Annotated in this window: 13 protein-coding genes and 1 riboswitch; of the genes, 9 read left to right on the top strand and 4 right to left on the bottom strand. The window is 73.7% G+C overall.

The window, feature by feature from the left end; genetic code table 11:
- Both AB0E83_RS32760 and AB0E83_RS32755 read right to left on the bottom strand, forming a co-directional pair.
- A partial coding sequence (locus AB0E83_RS32760) for a trypsin-like serine protease (protein WP_362120001.1) occupies positions 1 to 1,733 on the bottom strand: 1,733 nt, incomplete at its 3' end.
- Positions 1,734 to 1,780: 47 nt separating this feature from the next.
- Positions 1,781 to 2,308 (bottom strand): hypothetical protein, encoded by a 528-nt coding sequence (locus AB0E83_RS32755; RefSeq protein ID WP_362119999.1) that lies wholly within the window; start codon positions 2,306 to 2,308, stop codon positions 1,781 to 1,783.
- A gap of 349 nt (positions 2,309 to 2,657) precedes the next feature.
- On the opposite strand from AB0E83_RS32755, the gene AB0E83_RS32750 reads away from it, so the two are divergent.
- The 6 genes from AB0E83_RS32750 to AB0E83_RS32725 all read left to right on the top strand — a co-directional run bounded on the left by AB0E83_RS32750 (position 2,658) and on the right by AB0E83_RS32725 (position 9,635).
- Complete coding sequence (locus AB0E83_RS32750) at positions 2,658 to 6,263, top strand: ALF repeat-containing protein (RefSeq protein WP_362119997.1); 3,606 nt, start codon at positions 2,658 to 2,660, stop codon at positions 6,261 to 6,263.
- A gap of 9 nt (positions 6,264 to 6,272) precedes the next feature.
- Positions 6,273 to 6,671: a hypothetical protein gene (locus tag AB0E83_RS32745; protein WP_362119995.1), complete on the top strand. Its 399-nt coding sequence runs from the start codon at positions 6,273 to 6,275 to the stop codon at positions 6,669 to 6,671.
- Positions 6,672 to 6,737: 66 nt separating this feature from the next.
- Positions 6,738 to 6,960: riboswitch (cobalamin riboswitch) on the top strand.
- A gap of 28 nt (positions 6,961 to 6,988) precedes the next feature.
- Positions 6,989 to 7,684: an energy-coupling factor ABC transporter permease gene (locus AB0E83_RS32740; RefSeq protein WP_362119993.1), complete on the top strand. Its 696-nt coding sequence runs from the start codon at positions 6,989 to 6,991 to the stop codon at positions 7,682 to 7,684.
- Positions 7,684 to 8,040: an energy-coupling factor ABC transporter substrate-binding protein gene (locus AB0E83_RS32735; RefSeq protein WP_362119991.1), complete on the top strand. Its 357-nt coding sequence runs from the start codon at positions 7,684 to 7,686 to the stop codon at positions 8,038 to 8,040. Before AB0E83_RS32740 ends, AB0E83_RS32735 begins: the two co-directional genes overlap by 1 nt.
- 6 nt (positions 8,041 to 8,046) lie before the next feature.
- Positions 8,047 to 8,796, top strand: coding sequence for a cobalt ECF transporter T component CbiQ (gene cbiQ, locus AB0E83_RS32730; RefSeq protein ID WP_362119989.1), 750 nt, complete (start codon positions 8,047 to 8,049; stop codon positions 8,794 to 8,796).
- Positions 8,793 to 9,635 carry an ATP-binding cassette domain-containing protein gene (locus AB0E83_RS32725; protein WP_362119987.1) on the top strand — a complete coding sequence of 281 codons (843 nt, stop codon included), beginning with the start codon at positions 8,793 to 8,795 and terminating at the stop codon, positions 9,633 to 9,635. Before cbiQ ends, AB0E83_RS32725 begins: the two co-directional genes overlap by 4 nt.
- 19 nt (positions 9,636 to 9,654) lie before the next feature.
- Here the strand turns inward: AB0E83_RS32725 and AB0E83_RS32720 are convergent, their stop codons facing one another.
- Positions 9,655 to 10,176 carry a hypothetical protein gene (locus AB0E83_RS32720; protein WP_362119986.1) on the bottom strand — a complete coding sequence of 174 codons (522 nt, stop codon included), beginning with the start codon at positions 10,174 to 10,176 and terminating at the stop codon, positions 9,655 to 9,657.
- A gap of 139 nt (positions 10,177 to 10,315) precedes the next feature.
- Between AB0E83_RS32720 and AB0E83_RS32715 the strand changes: the two genes are divergently transcribed.
- The 3 genes from AB0E83_RS32715 to AB0E83_RS32705 all read left to right on the top strand — a co-directional run bounded on the left by AB0E83_RS32715 (position 10,316) and on the right by AB0E83_RS32705 (position 14,453).
- The gene (locus AB0E83_RS32715; protein WP_362119984.1) at positions 10,316 to 12,340 is read left to right on the top strand and encodes an NADPH-dependent 2,4-dienoyl-CoA reductase; all 2,025 of its coding nucleotides are present in this window, start codon (positions 10,316 to 10,318) and stop codon (positions 12,338 to 12,340) included.
- A gap of 46 nt (positions 12,341 to 12,386) precedes the next feature.
- Positions 12,387 to 12,926: a PadR family transcriptional regulator gene (locus tag AB0E83_RS32710; RefSeq protein ID WP_362119982.1), complete on the top strand. Its 540-nt coding sequence runs from the start codon at positions 12,387 to 12,389 to the stop codon at positions 12,924 to 12,926.
- A gap of 141 nt (positions 12,927 to 13,067) precedes the next feature.
- Complete coding sequence (locus tag AB0E83_RS32705) at positions 13,068 to 14,453, top strand: FAD-dependent monooxygenase (RefSeq protein ID WP_362119980.1); 1,386 nt, start codon at positions 13,068 to 13,070, stop codon at positions 14,451 to 14,453.
- 23 nt (positions 14,454 to 14,476) lie between these two features.
- Here AB0E83_RS32705 and AB0E83_RS32700 read toward each other — a convergent pair.
- The coding region (locus AB0E83_RS32700; protein ID WP_362119978.1) for a DUF2252 family protein at positions 14,477 to 15,111 on the bottom strand (635 nt) is incomplete at its 5' end.

Here is a 15,111-nt window from a genome sequence, read left to right as displayed (position 1 = left end):
CCGGCCACCGGCTTGACCAGGTCCCAGTTCCACGACGCCGTACCGCTGTCCCACTTCAGGACGGGGGCGTCGAAGCCGGCACCGTTGCCGGTGAACGTCCACAGCCGGGTGCGGTACGACTGGTCCGCCTGCTGACCCAGGTCGTACAACGCCGCGAGATCCGCCTTGCCGTCACCCGTGAAATCACCGGCCACCGGCTTGACCAGGTCCCAGTTCCACGACGCCGTACCGCTGTCCCACTTCAGGACGGGGGCGTCGAAGCCGGCACCGTTGCTGGTGAAGGTCCACAGCCGGGTGCGGTACGACTGGTCCGCCTGCTGACCCAGGTCGTACAACGCCGCGAGATCCGCCTTGCCGTCACCCGTGAAATCACCGGCCACCGGCTTGACCAGATCCCAGTTCCACGACGCCGTACCGCTGTCCCACTTCACCACCGGAGCATCGAAACCGGCACCGTTGCTGGTGAAGGTCCACAGCCGGGTGCGGTAGCCGCCGCCGGTCTGGGCGCCGAGGTCGTACAGCACGGCGATGTCGGACCTGCCGTCGCCGTCGAAGTCACCCGCGACGGGCTTCACGAGGTCCCAGTTCCAGGACGTGGTGCCGCTGTCCCACTTCAGGACGGGGGCGTCGAAGCCGGTGCCGTTGCTGGTGAAGGTCCACAGCCGGGTGCGGTAGCCGCCGCCGGTCTGGGCGCCGAGGTCGTACAGCACGGCGATGTCGGTCCTGCCGTCGCCGTTGAAGTCACCCGCGACGGACTTGGACAGGTCCCAGCTCCACGAGGCCGGGGTGGAAGCGAGGTTGTCCCAGGCTCGTACCGGGTGGTAGGTGCCCGCACCGGTGCTGGTGAACTTCCACACGGCGGTGTGGTGGGCGCCGGTGGAGGTCGGCGCGTACTTGTGCAGGACGGCGGTGTCGGTCTTGCCGTCGCCGTCGAAGTCGCCGGAGAGCTCCTGGGAGGCCGGCAGGTTCTCCCGGGCCTGGCCCCAGCGGGCGCCGGTCGCGAGGGCGGTCCAGGGACCGAGGTCGTCGACGCGGGTGTCGACGGCGGTGGTGCGGGTCTCGGCCGGGTCGGTGCCGAGACAGCCGCCCTGCCAGGAGCGCGCGTTGACGGCGACCAGTTCGGGGACGCCGTTGACGGTGCGCAGGGCGGGGCCGCCGGCGTCGCCCTGGCAGACGGTCGCCGTGGCGGAGCCGTTCAGGTGCACGTCGGTGCCGGTGGCCGAGGCCACGGTGAAGGTGCCGGTGTGGAGCTTGTTCGGCACCCACTCGGTCCTGGTCCGGCCGAACCCGGCCTTCGTCAGCTCCTCGCCCGCGGCGGCGGGGGCCGCGGCGAGCCTGACCGGCTTGATCGCCGTGTCGGTGACCGCCTTGGCGAGCCGCACCAGGACGACGTCGCGGTCGGGGTGCGGGACGAGGTCGACGGCCTGCTGGACGCTGCCGCCGGTCTGGGTGAGGTCGGTGCGGCCCACGGTGACGGTGGTGGTCACGGCGGGCTTGCCGGGGGCGGGCCTGCCGTCCGCGGCGAAGCAGGTGGCGGCGGTGATCACCCACTGCGGGGCGACGAGAGCACCGGTGCAGGCGGCCTGTCCGCCCACGTCGATCTTGGCGACGAAGTTCAGCTGGACGGTGGCGTCGGCACCGTTGAGGGCGCTGGCGGGAGCGGTCGTCAGAGTGCCCGCGAGCAGGGCTACGGCACCGACGGCCCAGGCGAGGCGCGAACGCTTCGTGGTCATAGGTCTTCCTTCGGGAGGTGGCACGAGGAGCGCGAGACGGGCGACCGTCAGCCGGTGATGCGGAGCTCGACGAGGGTCGAACGCTTGGCTCCGGAGGGGATGTCGCCCTCCCCGACGGTGGCGAAGTCGTTCTTGGGCACGTTCACGGTCGTGGTCTGCCCGTCGGCGGTCAGGTCCGCGCTGATGGAATGGTCGGTCGTCTCCAGAGCGAATACCCGGGGAAGTTCCAGAGAGAGGTATCCGGAGGCCGCCCGGGCTTCGAAGCAGTACATTTCTCGGCGGCCGACGCTCTCGTCCTTGACCGTCATCACCCTGATCTGGTTCACGTCGTAGTCGCAGTCCGCCAGGAGGATGCGGCCGTCTCCCTTCTTCAACAGGATTCCCTGCTCCGAAAGGATCTGGGCGGCGTTCGGATATCCGAACCTTTCCACCGCGGACGGCGGAAGCTCTTCCGTCGAATTACTCACGGAAGCGGTGGAGACGCCGGCCGCGAAAGCGAACGTGGTCGCCCCCGCCACGGCCAGGAGGGTGCCGACGACTCCCGCAAGCAGGCGTCGGCGTATACGAGTTGTCACCAAAGGGCTCCTTACGGACCGCGCGCGGCGGTGCTGAGCCCGCACTCTTCCCGAAGAACCGAGACCCCCACCCCTGCAACGCCGGTCCAGCGGCTGAACAGAATGCCGCCGAATCCTAACCCACCGGAGGACCCCTCCGTGACCATGGAATCAAGAGCGAGCCAAAGGGGTCGCTCCACTCCAATCGGACAACGTGACGATCCACCGCCGAAAATCCCCCAAGAGGCACACTTCCCGCATTCCCCGAACCCTTGGAGGACCGCGTTCACGCACCCTTGAGGCCCCTTAGGATCACGAAGCGAAATCACAGTTCGGCGGCCAGCCCCGCCGAATGATGAGAGAGAGTTTCGTGAAACGAAGAATTAACGGCCCCGGCATCGCGGCCCGGGCGCTGCGCACCGCGAGGACGTGGACGCTGGCCCTGCTGTGCGGTGTCCTGCTCGTGTCCCTGCTGGAGTCCCGTTCCCCCGCGGACGGACCCGCGGCGGACAGCGGGCGGATCAGTCTGCTGAGCACGGTCACGCCCACCGAGCGCGGCCGGGTCGTCGACTACTGGAGGATCGGCGGTCCGGGGGTGAAGGCCGCCGCCGAGGCGGCGCTGAGCGGCACCGACGCGGAGGTCCAGGCGTTCCTGGCCGTCGCCGAGACGGCCCTGGACCAGGACCACCGCGTGTCCGCCGCCCAGCTCGCCAGCGTGGGCGGCACGGAACTCATCACCGCCGCCCGTACCGCCCTCGCGGGCTCGCAGGAAGAGCTGAGGACCTTCCTGAGCTGGGGCTGGGAAGCCCCGATGCGGCAGGACCAGCGCCTCCAGGTCGCCCGGATCGTCAGCACCGCCGACCCGATCGTGCGGGACGCCGGCCGGGCCGCGCTGAACGGGTCTGCCGAGGACGTCAGACGCTTCCTCCAGGAGGGGCAGTACACCGCGCGCGAGCAGGACGAACGCGTCCAGGTCGTCCAGATCATCAGTGTGGGCGGCCCCAACGTGCGGGCCGCCGGCCGGCTCGCGCTGTACGGCACCCCCGACGACCGCCGGGAGTTCCTGGACGTCGGCCAGTTCGTCGCCCGCGACCGGGACGCCGAGCACGCGACCGTCGCCGAACTCGCCCGGCAGGCCAAGGAGGCGGGTCGGCAGGCGGCCGCGCAGACCGAGGCGGCGAAGGCCGAGTCGGCGAAGGCCACCGAGGCGTCCAAGCTGGCCAAGGAGGCGGCCCTGAAGGCCGCGGCGGAGGCGGCGGCCGCCAAGGACGACGTCGAGAAGGCCGCACAGGCCGCGGGGCGTGCCGCCAAGGCGGCGGAGCAGGCCGCGGCGTCGGCGCAGAAGGCCATCAGCGCCGCCAACGCGGCGAACAACGCGGCGCGCATCGCCGCCAACGCGGCCTCGCAGGCGGCCGCGGCCGCGGCGGGCGCCGCCCAGGCGGCCGCCCGTGCGCGCACCGCGGCGGCGGACGCCGCCGTGGACGCGAGCAAGGCGGAGGCCTCCCGCAAGGCCGCCGAGGAGGCCCGCGCCATCGCCAAGGACGCGGACCTCGCCGCCGACGCCGCGGACCAGGCGGCCAAGGCCGCCACCGCCGCGGGCGACGCCGCGGCCGCCGCGATCAGCGCCGGCGCCAACGCCGGCCTCGCGGCCGATGCCGCGACAGAGGCCAGCGGCTACGCCGGGGCCTCCAGCGCGGCCGCCGCCGCGGCGCGCGCCGCGGCGGCGGCCGCCAAGCGACACGCGGAGGAGGCCAACCGCGCCGCAGCGGCGGCCGAGTCGCTGGCCCGGGAGGCGGCCACCGCGGCGGGCGAAGCCCGGGACGCGGCGACCTCGGCGGCGGCGCACGCCCGCAGCGCGGCGGACGCCGCGGAGGACGCGGCGGAACACGCGGGTGACGCCACCCAGGCGGCCGTCAGGTCCACCGCGCACGCCGACGCCGCCACCCAGGCGGCGACGGTGGCGACGAACGCCGTCCTGCGGGCGCAGAAGGTGTACACCATCGCCCGCAAGGTCGAGGCCGAGGAGCTCCTCGGCCGGACCAACGCCGGCATCGAACGCGCCCGGGACCAGAAGGCCGCCGAGGAGGCCCGCGTCGCCCGGACCGCGGCGCTGGAACGGTCGGCCGGGGAGCGGGAGGCCGAACGCGACCGGCTGCTGGCGAGCGCGCAGGCGCCCGGGGCGGACCTCCACGCCGTCGCCGCCCAGGGCCGCGCGCTGGCCGTGCGGGTCATGAAGGAGGGAACCGCGTGGGGCCGGGGAGCGGCCGAGGCCGCGCTGGCCGGACCCGACGAGGTCGTCCTCGACTACCTGCGCAACGGCTGGGCGAGCGCCCAGGAGCAGGACGACCGCTCGTACGTGGCGCGCCTCGCCGAGGAGAGCGAGTCCGCGGAGGTCCGTGCCGCCGCGGAGACCGCGCTCGACGGCGACGCCGCCGCGGTCTCCGCCTTCGTCGACGACGGCCAGTACCGGGTGTCCTCGGAGCTCATGCGCGTGGCCATCGCGCGCGTGATCTCCGAAGCGGGCCCCGTGGTCACCGACGCGGGCCGTGCGGCCCTGGAGAGCGGCGACCCGAAGAAGTACAGCGACTTCCTCGTCCGGGGGCAGTTCACGGCGCGGAACGACGACGAGCGGGTCCGCGCGGCCCAGCTGGTCTCGGCCGGCGGCCCCGAGGTCAAGGCCGCGGCGCGCATCGCCCTGGAGGGCTCGCCCCGTACGCTGCACGCCTTCATCGTCTCCGGCCAGTACATGGCGGTGCGCAAGGACCAGCTGGCCGCGACCCACGTGGCCCGGGTCCAGAAGCTGATCGCGGACGCCTCCAAGGTCGCGGCCCGGGCCCAGCAGAACGCCGCGACGGCGCAGAAGGTCGCCGCCCAGGCCCGCAAGGCCGCCGACGAGGCCGTCACCTGGGCCCAGAAGGCCGACGACTGGGCGGTGAAGGCGGGGGAGTACGCGGAGCAGGCCGACCAGCACGCGCGGGCCGCCGAGGCCTCGGCGGCCCGCGCGGCCGAGGACGCCGTGACGGCCCGCAGGGCCGCCGACGCCGCCGACGCCGACTCCCGCAACGCCGCCAGGTCCGCCGCGGACGCCACGCTCTCCTCCGAGATGGCGCAGGCGTCGTCGTCGACCGCCTGGGCGTACGCCGGGCAGGCGTGGCAGTCCCACCTCGACGCGGGACAGGACAGCGAGGCCGCGCTCAAGGCCGCGACCGAGACCTTCCAGGTCGCCGTCGAGAAGTACCGGCAGGAGGAGGAAGCCCGGCGGAAGGCGGCCGTCGAGGCGAAGCGGAAGGCGGTCGAGGGCGGGATGACCCCGGCCGAGCAGTACCGCTGCCAGAACGGGTACATCCCGTGCGACCCGCGGGAATTCGTCCGCTGGTGCCAGCACCACGAAATCGGCTGCGACATCCTGTCGATGGGCGACGAGTTCGGCGACGCGATGAAGGGGCTGGCGGACGTGACCGCCGAGCTCACCGGCCTGTCCGACCTGGAGGCGTGCCTCGACGGCAAGGACCTGGAGAACTGCTGGAGCCTCGCGACGGACGTGGTCGTCGGCTCGAAGTTCAAGGCGCTGGAGAAGGCGCTCGACGGCCTCGGTCAGGCGAAGACCGGCTGCAGACTGCTCGACACGGCCGCGAACGCGATGCCGCTGGCCCTGGCGGCGACCGGAAGCTCGTGCTTCGAGCACGACGTGCCCGGCATCCCGCGGGCCGTGGACGAGATCAGGGACTCCGGCGGCTGTGACGTGTGCGCCCGTCGCATCCGTGACAGCCTGGGGGGCGGCCAGATCGTCACCATCAACCCGGTCGACCAGCTCCTGCTCCCCACGTATCGGGGGGTGGACTCCGGCTGGTACTTCCACGTCGTCGTGGTGTACGAGGGGCGGGTCTACGACGCGTGGACGCCACGGGGAGGGGAATCGATCGCCGAGTACAAGTCCAGGTGGTCGAGGCACGGGAACATCGACTTCGGGTTCTGAGGAGGAACGATGGAGGACAGGGAACTCATTCTCCGCGTCCGCGAGAATCCGGGCGGATACGGACTCGGTTCCGCGTACCACCCCGTGGCGATGTTCCTCGCGGGGTACGACCTCGCGCGCTCGGGCGGGATGCTGAGAGGCTTCCACGAATGGCTCTGCGTCCGTGGCGGCGAGCTGTCCGCTCAGCACTGGATCAGGAGGATCCCGTCCGAGGCGGTCCCGGACCTCCGCTTCCAGGGGTTCGAACGGTTCACCGCGGAGCAGGACCGCCGGTCCGTCGAGCACCTCCTCTCGTCCGTCCTCGGCTTCCTCGCCGTGCGTGACGATCGGAGGGCGCTGCCGAAGATGTACGCCGCGTACGACTCCTTGCTGGACTCGGTGTACGGCGAGGCGGACGGCCCGGCGTAGGAGAGGGCCGGGGCGCCGTCCGGCGGCGCCCCGGCCGCTCGCGCTCCGGAGCGCGAGTGACCGACCCCGCATTGTGATGAAGCAGGTCAACCCACTACTGTCACAGGGCCTTGGTGTTCGGGAAACCGGTGCAGTACCGGTGCGGCCCTCGCCACTGTGATCGGGAGGTCCGGCTCCATCCCCCAGGGGAAGCCACTGCTCCGCCGCGGGAGACCGTCGTGGGGTGGGAAGGCGGAGTCGGGCGGCACTACCGTCAGCCAGGAGACCGGCCAGGGCGCGTTGTCCATCCACGAGGTGCTGGAGAGGGTCTCCCGATCATGCATATCGCCGAGGGGTATCTGCCCCCCGTCCACGCGGCCGCCTGGGGCGTCGCGTCGGCCCCGTTCGTCGTCCACGGCGTCCGCGCGCTCACCCGCGAGGTGCGCGCCCACCCCGAGTCCACCCTGCTGCTCGGCGCCTCCGGCGCCTTCACCTTCGTCCTGTCCGCGCTCAAACTGCCCTCGGTGACGGGGAGTTGTTCCCATCCGACGGGCACGGGGCTGGGTGCCATCCTGTTCCGGCCGCCGGTCATGGCGGTGCTCGGCACGATCACGCTGCTGTTCCAGGCGCTGCTGCTCGCCCACGGCGGGCTGACGACGCTGGGGGCGAACGTCTTCTCGATGGCGGTCGTCGGGCCCTGGGCGGGGTACGGGACGTACCTGCTGCTGAAGCGGTCCGGGGCGCCGCTGATGGTGGGCGTGTTCTCCGGCGCGTTCGTCGCCGACCTCTCCACCTACTGCGTGACCAGCGTCCAGCTGGCCCTCGCCTTCCCCGACCCGGGCAGCGGGGTGGCGGGGTCGCTCGCCAAGTTCGGCGGGATCTTCGCGGTGACGCAGATCCCGCTCGCCGTGAGCGAGGGGCTGCTGACCGTCCTGGTGATGCGGCTGCTCACGCAGTCCAGCAGGGGCGACCTGCTGCGGCTGGGCGTGCTCGCCCGGCCGGAGGCGAAGCGGCGCGAGGAGGCTGCGGCGTGATGAGCCGGAACGCGAGGATCAACACGCTGCTGCTGGCGCTCGTGGCGGCGCTGGCGGTGCTGCCGCTGGCGCTCGGCCTCGGCGACCACAAGGAGGAGCCGTTCACCGGCGCCGACGCGGAGGCGGAGACGGCGATCACCGAGATCGAGCCGGACTACGAGCCGTGGTTCTCCCCGCTGTACGAGCCGCCGTCCGGCGAGATCGAGTCGGCGCTGTTCGCCCTCCAGGCGGCGCTGGGCGCCGGTGTCCTCGCGTACTACTTCGGGCTGCGGCGCGGCCGGCGGCAGGGCGAGGAGCGGGCCGCGGCCCGCGCGGAGGGCGGCGCGCCCGCCCCGGACGCGGACAAGGACGCGTAGCCGCCGATGCTGCCGATCGACGCGGCGGCGCACGGCAGTCGCTGGCGCCGCCGCCATCCGGCGGAGAAGGCCGTGCTCGGCTTCGGCCTGACGCTCTGCGCGGTGTGTCTGCCGCCGTGGCCGGGGGCGGTCCTGGTCGCGGCGGCCACCCTCGCGGTGCTGCTCGGTCCGGCCGGCGTGCCGGGCCGGCAGCTGTGGCGGGCCTTCCGGATCCCGCTCGGTTTCTGCGTCACGGGCGCGGTGCCGCTGCTGTTCGCGGTGGGCGGGCCCGGGGGCGCCGTGGCCTGGGCCCCGGACGGTCCCGCGCACGCCGGGGAGCTGCTGCTGCGGACGGCGTCGGCCTCGCTGGGGGTGCTGCTGTTCGCCTTCACCACGCCGGTGTCGGACGTGCTGCCGCGCCTGGTGCGGGCCGGGGTGCCGGCGCCGGTGGTGGACGTGGCCCTGGTGATGTACCGGATCGTCTTCCTGCTGCTCGACGCGCAGGCCAAGGTGCGCCAGGCGCAGGCGGCGCGGCTCGGGGCGACCACCCGGGCGGCCGTGTGGCGGTCGCTGGCCGGGCTCGGCGCGACCTCGTTCGTGCGGGCCTTCGACCGGGCGCAGCGGCTCCAGACCGGTCTCGCCGGGCGGGGGTACGACGGCACGCTGCGGGTCCTGCTGCCCGGGGCGGCGGTCTCCCGTCCGTTCCTCGCGGCGACGGGCGGTCTCCTCGCGGGGCTCGTCGCCCTCACCCTCGTCCTGGAAAGGCTCCTGCCATGACGGCCCCCACCCCGGTCGTGGAACTGGTCCGCGCGGGTTTCGCGTACGAGGACGGGCCGCCCGTCCTCACCGATGTCGGCTTCGCGGTGCCGGAGGGCCGGGCGGTCGCGCTGCTCGGGCGCAACGGCGGCGGGAAGACGACGCTGCTGCGGCTGCTGAGCGGCGGGCTGCGGGTCGGCAGCGGGGCGCTGCTCCTGGACGGCGCGGAGGTGGCGTACGACCGGAAGGGGCTGACCCGGCTGCGGACCTCGGTGCAGCTGGTGACGCAGGACCCGGACGACCAGCTCTTCGCCGCGTCGGTGGCGCAGGACGTGTCGTTCGGGCCGATGAACCTGGGGCTGGCGGAGGAGGAGGTGCGGCTCCGGGTGGCGGAGGCGCTGGAGGCGCTGGACATCACGGCGCTCGCCGACCGGCCGACGCACCTGTTGTCCTACGGGCAGCGGAAGCGGGCGGCGATCGCGGGCGCGGTGGCGATGCGCCCCCGGGTCCTGATCATGGACGAGCCGACGGCGGGCCTGGACCCGCACGGCCAGGAGCGGCTCCTGGAGACCCTGGAGCGGCTGCGGGCGGCGGGCACGACGCTGGTCATGGCCACCCATGACGTGGACCTGGCGCTGCGGTGGGCCGACGAGGCCGCGGTGCTCTCCCCCGCCGGGCTGCGCACGGGCCCGGCGGCGGAGCTGCTGGCGGACGACGCGCTGCTGGAGGCCGCGCGGCTGCGGCGCCCGTGGGCGGTGTCGGTCGGCCGCCTCCTGCGGGCGCGGGGGCTGCTGCCGGAGGGCGTGCCGGGGCCGCGGACGGCGGAGGAGCTGGATCTGCTGCTGGACGGGGTGGGCTGAGCGGGGGCGTCGGCGGCGTTCAGTCGTCGGCGGCCACGAGCAGGGTGAGGCGGCGGGCCGCGCGGTCGACGAGGACGAGTTCGTGGAACTCGCCGTGGACGCTCGCCCAGTCGTAGTACTCGTCCTCCCCGAGGCCGTTCAGGTGGTGGACGGAGTCCGCCGTCGCCAGGGGATCGTGTGCCTCGCGGCGCAGGGCCTCGGCGAGCGGGCCCGGGAGGGGGCCGTACTGCTCGGCCCAGGTCGCCAGGAGCCGGGCGGCCCGCTCCCGGCCGATGGACTCGTACGCCTCGGGGGTGAGGAGGCGGAGCCAGTACTCGCCGTGGCGGGTGCCCCCGGGGTCCACTCCGCCGCCGGCATAGTCGTCGCGGAACTGCTCGTGGGCGACGAGCCCGGCGAGGAGGTCCCGGTCGGGGGCGGACGGGTCGGAGAAGCGGAAGCGCCTCACGTCGAGCCAGCGGAAGGCGTGCGCGTACCGCTCGGCGAAGGCGAAGTGCCGGAAGTTCACGAAGGCGCTGGACTCGTGCGTGAGCGTCTCTGTCACGGGGTCCACCCTAAGCACGCGCGGCCTCGCCTCTACCGAGTAGTAACCATCACACCCCGATTCTTCTGCAACTAGTTGCAGAAGGGTGGGCGCGTCACCTACAACAGGGTGCGACGATCCCTGCGCGAGGAGGCGCCCCGTGACCGCGACGACCCCGTACCCGCATCTGCTCAGCCCGCTCGACCTCGGCTTCACCACCCTGCCCAACCGGGTGATCATGGGGTCGATGCACGTCGGCCTGGAGGAGACCGAGCACGGCTTCGAGCGGATGGCCGCCTTCTACGCGGAGCGCGCCCGCGGCGGCGCCGGCCTCATCGTCACCGGCGGCATCGCCCCCAACGAGGCCGGCCGGCCGTGGGACGGCGGCGCCAAGCTCACCACCGCCGAGGAGGTCGCCGAGCACCGGCTGATCACCGGCGCCGTGCACGCCGAGGGCGGCCGGATCGCGATGCAGATCCTGCACTTCGGCCGGTACGCCTACCACCCCGGCCTCGTCGCCCCCAGCGCGATCCAGGCCCCCATCAGCCCCTTCGTGCCGAACGAGCTGACCGACGCCGAGGTCGAGCGGACCGTCGAGGACTACGCCCGGTGCGCCGAGCTCGCCCGCGAGGCCGGCTACGACGGCGTCGAGGTGATGGGCTCCGAGGGCTACCTCATCAACGAGTTCATCGCCGCCGCCACCAACCACCGCACCGACCGCTGGGGCGGCTCCTACGAGAACCGGGTCCGCTTCCCGCTGGAGATCGTCCGCCGGATCCGCGAGCGCGTCGGCACCGACTTCATCATCGTCTACCGCCTCTCCATGCTGGACCTCGTCCCCGGCGGCTCCACCCTGGAGGAGGTCGTCCGGCTCGCCAAGGAGATCGAGGCCGCCGGCGCCACGATCATCAACACCGGCATCGGCTGGCACGAGGCCCGCATCCCCACCATCGCCACCTCCGTCCCGCGCGGCGCCTACACCTGGGTGACGAAGCGGCTGATGGGCGCGGTGAGCATTCCACTCGTCACCTCCAACCGCATCAACACCCCCGAGGTCGCCGAGGAGATCCTCGCCGACGGGCGCGCCGACCTCGTCTCCCTCGCCCGGCCGTTCCTCGCCGACCCCGCCTTCGTGAACAAGGCCGCCGCCGGCCGCGCCGAGACCATCAACACCTGCATCGGCTGCAACCAGGCGTGCCTCGACCACACCTTCAACCTCAAGATCACCTCCTGCCTGGTCAACCCGCGCGCCTGCCACGAGACCGAGCTGGTCCTCTCCCCCACCCGCCTCGCCAAGCGGATCGCGGTCGTCGGCGCCGGGCCGGCCGGCCTCTCCTGCGCCGTCGCGGCGGCCGAGCGCGGCCACGCGGTGACCCTCTTCGACGCCGCCGCCGAGATCGGCGGCCAGCTGAACGTCGCCAAGCGGGTGCCCGGCAAGGAGGAGTTCGAGGAGACCCTGCGCTACTTCCGCGTCCAGCTCGCCGAGCACGGCGTCGACGTCCGCCTCGGCACCCACGTCTCCGCCGCCGACCTGGAGGGGTACGACGAGGTCGTCGTCGCCACCGGCGTCACCCCCCGCTCCCCCGGCATCGAGGGCCAGGACCACCCGAGCGTCGTCGGCTACCTCGACGTCCTGCGCGACGGCGCCCCGGTCGGCGAACGGGTCGCGGTCATCGGCGCCGGCGGCATCGGCTTCGACGTCGCCGAGTTCCTCACCGACGGCGGCGAGGGCGCGAGCCAGGACCCCGAGACGTACTTCCGCCAGTGGGGGGTCGACACCTCCTACGAGAACCGCGGCGGCCTGCGCGAGCCCGAGCGGAACGCACCGCCGCGCCGGGTGCACCTGCTCCAGCGCAAGACCACCAAGGTCGGCGCCGGGCTCGGCAAGACCACCGGCTGGATCCACCGCACCGAACTCAAGCACCGCGGCGTCGCCATGGTCGCGGGCGTCACCTACGACCGGATCGACGACGAGGGCCTGCACCTCACCGTCGACGGCGAGCGGCAGGTGCTGCCGGTCGACACGATCGTCCTCTGCTCCGGCCAGGAGCCGCGGCGGGACCTGTACGAGGAGCTGGTCGCCGCCGGCCGCACGGCGCACCTCATCGGCGGGGCGGACGTCGCCGCCGAGCTGGACGCCAAGCGGGCGATCGACCAGGGCACGCGGCTCGCCGCCGCCCTGTGACGCCCGCACCGTGAGCACCGCGGCCGGCCGAACCTAGGATGCGAGCATGTCCCTCCCGCACGCGATCCTCACCGCGCTGCTCGAGAAGCCGTCCTCCGGCCTCGAACTGACGCGCCGCTTCGACAAGTCGATCGGCTACTTCTGGTCGGCCACCCACCAGCAGATCTACCGGGAGCTGGGGCGCCTGGAGGAGGCGGGGCACATCCGCGCCCTGCCCTCCCCGGTGCCGGTGCGGGGGCAGCGCAAGGAGTACGAAGTGCTGCCCGCCGGGCGGGAGTTGCTGCGGGCGTGGGTCGGCGCGGCCGAGGACCCCAAACCGCTGCGGTCGGCGCTGCTGCTGCGGATGCGGGCCGCCGCCGTGGTCGGCTCGGCCGGGCTGCGCGCCGAGCTGGAGCGCCACCTCGCCCTGCACCGGGCCCAGCTCGACGAGTACCTCGCCATCGAGGAGCGGGACTTCCCCGCCGAGCGGCGCGGCGCCGAGCCCGACCGGCTGCGCCACCTGGTGCTGCGCGGCGGCATCGACCTGGAGCGCTTCTGGGTGGAGTGGCTGACCGCCGCCCTGGACGAACTGGGGCCGGAGGGCTGACCGCCGGGACCCGGGCCGGTCGCGCGGCCGGTCCGCGCCCCCGGTACGCCCCCTTCCGCCCCCGGCGCACGCGTCCCGCCCGCCGTCCGCCGTGGATACTGGTCGGTACCACGTCAGGGTCCACGACAGGAAAGGGCGGGCATGGCCGACGAGTTGGGGGGCCGCGGGACGCGTCACGCGGTGGTCATCGGAGGGAGCCTGGCCGGCCTGCTGGCCGCGCGGGCCCTCGCGGAGCACGCCGAGAAGGTGACGGTCGTCGAACGCGACCGGCTGCCGGAGGGGCCGGACGCCCGGCCCGGCGTGCCGCAGGGCCGGCACCTGCACGTGCTCATCGAGGGCGGCCAGCAGGCGCTCGACGAGCTGCTGCCCGGCTTCATGGACGAGCTGCGGGAGCTGGGCGCGCCGAAGGTGGCGATGCCGACGGACATGGTCCAGTGGCAGGCGGGCCAGTGGTTCGCCCGGGTCCCCGCCTCCGCGCACTTCTACAGCGGCCCGCGGCCGCAGCTGGAGTGGCTGGTGCGCGAGCGGGTGCTCGCCGACCCCCGCGTCGAACTCGTCGAGGGCACCGAGACGGTGGGCCTGACCGGCACCGCCGCGCGGGTGACGGGGGTACGGCTCCGGGAGCGGGGCGCCGGCCGGGAGTCCCGCACGCTCGCCGCCGACCTGGTGGTGGACGCCTCCGGGCGGTCGACGAAGGCGGCGGACTGGCTCGCCGGGATCGGCGCGGAGGCCCCGCACGAGGAGACCCTCGACACGGGACTCGCGTACGCCTCCCGGATCTACCGGGCGACGGACGCGGTGCCCGCCACCGACGCGCAGGGCTACTACATCGTGCCGGGCCCCGAGCAGACGTACAGCGCGGTGATCGTGCCGCTGGGCGACGGCCACCACATGGTCACCTTCTCGGGGCTGCGCGGCGACGAACCGCCCACCGACGAGGGGGAGTTCGAGGAGTACGCGAAGCGGATGCCGCATCCGGTGATCAGCGAGTGGCTGGCCGGGGCGGAGCCGGTCACCCCGGCGCACGGTTTCCGGCGGACCGCCAACATCCGCCGCCGGTACGACCGTCCGGGCCGCCGCCCGGCCGGCTTCCTCGCCACCGGCGACGCGCTCTGCGCGTTCAACCCGATCTACGGGCAGGGCATGACGACCGCGGCGCTCGGCGCGGTGGCGCTGCGCCGGGCCCTGGCGGACACCCGGCGGACGCCGACCACCCGGCGGGTGCAGAAGGCGCTGCTCGACGCCTCCCGGCAGGCGTGGGACATCTCGGCGGGCGCGGACAAGAAGATGCCGGGCGCCACGGGCGACGCGGCCCGGTCGAAGCCGGCGGACCGGGTGATCGGCTGGTACCTGGCGCGGGTGCAGGAGCGGGCGGCGGGCGATGCCGTGGTCGGCGCGCCGTTCCGGGCGGTGCTGTCCCTGACGGCGCCGCTGACCAGCCTGTTCGCCCCCTCCGTGGTGCGGGCGGCGCTGTTCTCGCCGGTTCCGCGGACCCCGGCGGAGCCTCCGCTGCGCCTCGGGGACTGACGGGAGGCGACGGCGGCTCCGGGTCAGACGCCCGGGGCCGCCGTGACCATGCCGGCCGCGATGCCGGCGCCGAGGGCCGCGTAGTCGTCGGCGTTCTGCCCCGCGTAGGCGAGGGAGAAGTCGGCGATCGCGCGGTCGAAGACGTCGGAGGAGCCGAGGTAGGCGGCGATGGCGATGCGGTCGCCGGAGCGGGCATGGGCGCGGGCCAGGGCGCGGCCGCAGAGCCGGGCGTACTCGCGCAGCATCGACGGGGTCATCGTCTCGACCTCGGCCGAGCCCTTCATGTCGCGCAACTGGCGCCAGTAGAAGTGCCGTTGCTCGGGACCGGTCATCCAGCCGAGGAAGATGTCGCTGGCCGCCTGGGTGAGGCGCTGGCCGCAGACGACGCGCCGGCCCTGGTGCGGGTAGGTGGTGGGCGGCAGGTACGCCTCCAGGACCGAGGGGCCGGCCTCCTTGATCTGGAGGATGAGCGGGTCGGCGTCGTCGCGTCCTTCGAGGAGGACGACGAAGCAGCGGGTGCCGACGCTGCCGACGCCGACGACCTTGCGGGCGGCGTCCCGGAAGCGGTAGCGGTCGAGGAGGAGGCGGCGCTCCTCGGGGAGCGAGCTGCGGTAGTCGCTGAAGATCTTGCCGAGGGCGACCCGGTCGAGGTCGGCGA

The organism is Streptomyces sp. NPDC035033, from assembly GCF_040636735.1.
Lineage (GTDB): Bacteria > Actinomycetota > Actinomycetes > Streptomycetales > Streptomycetaceae > Streptomyces.
This window is presented reverse-complemented; position numbering and strand designations above follow the sequence as displayed.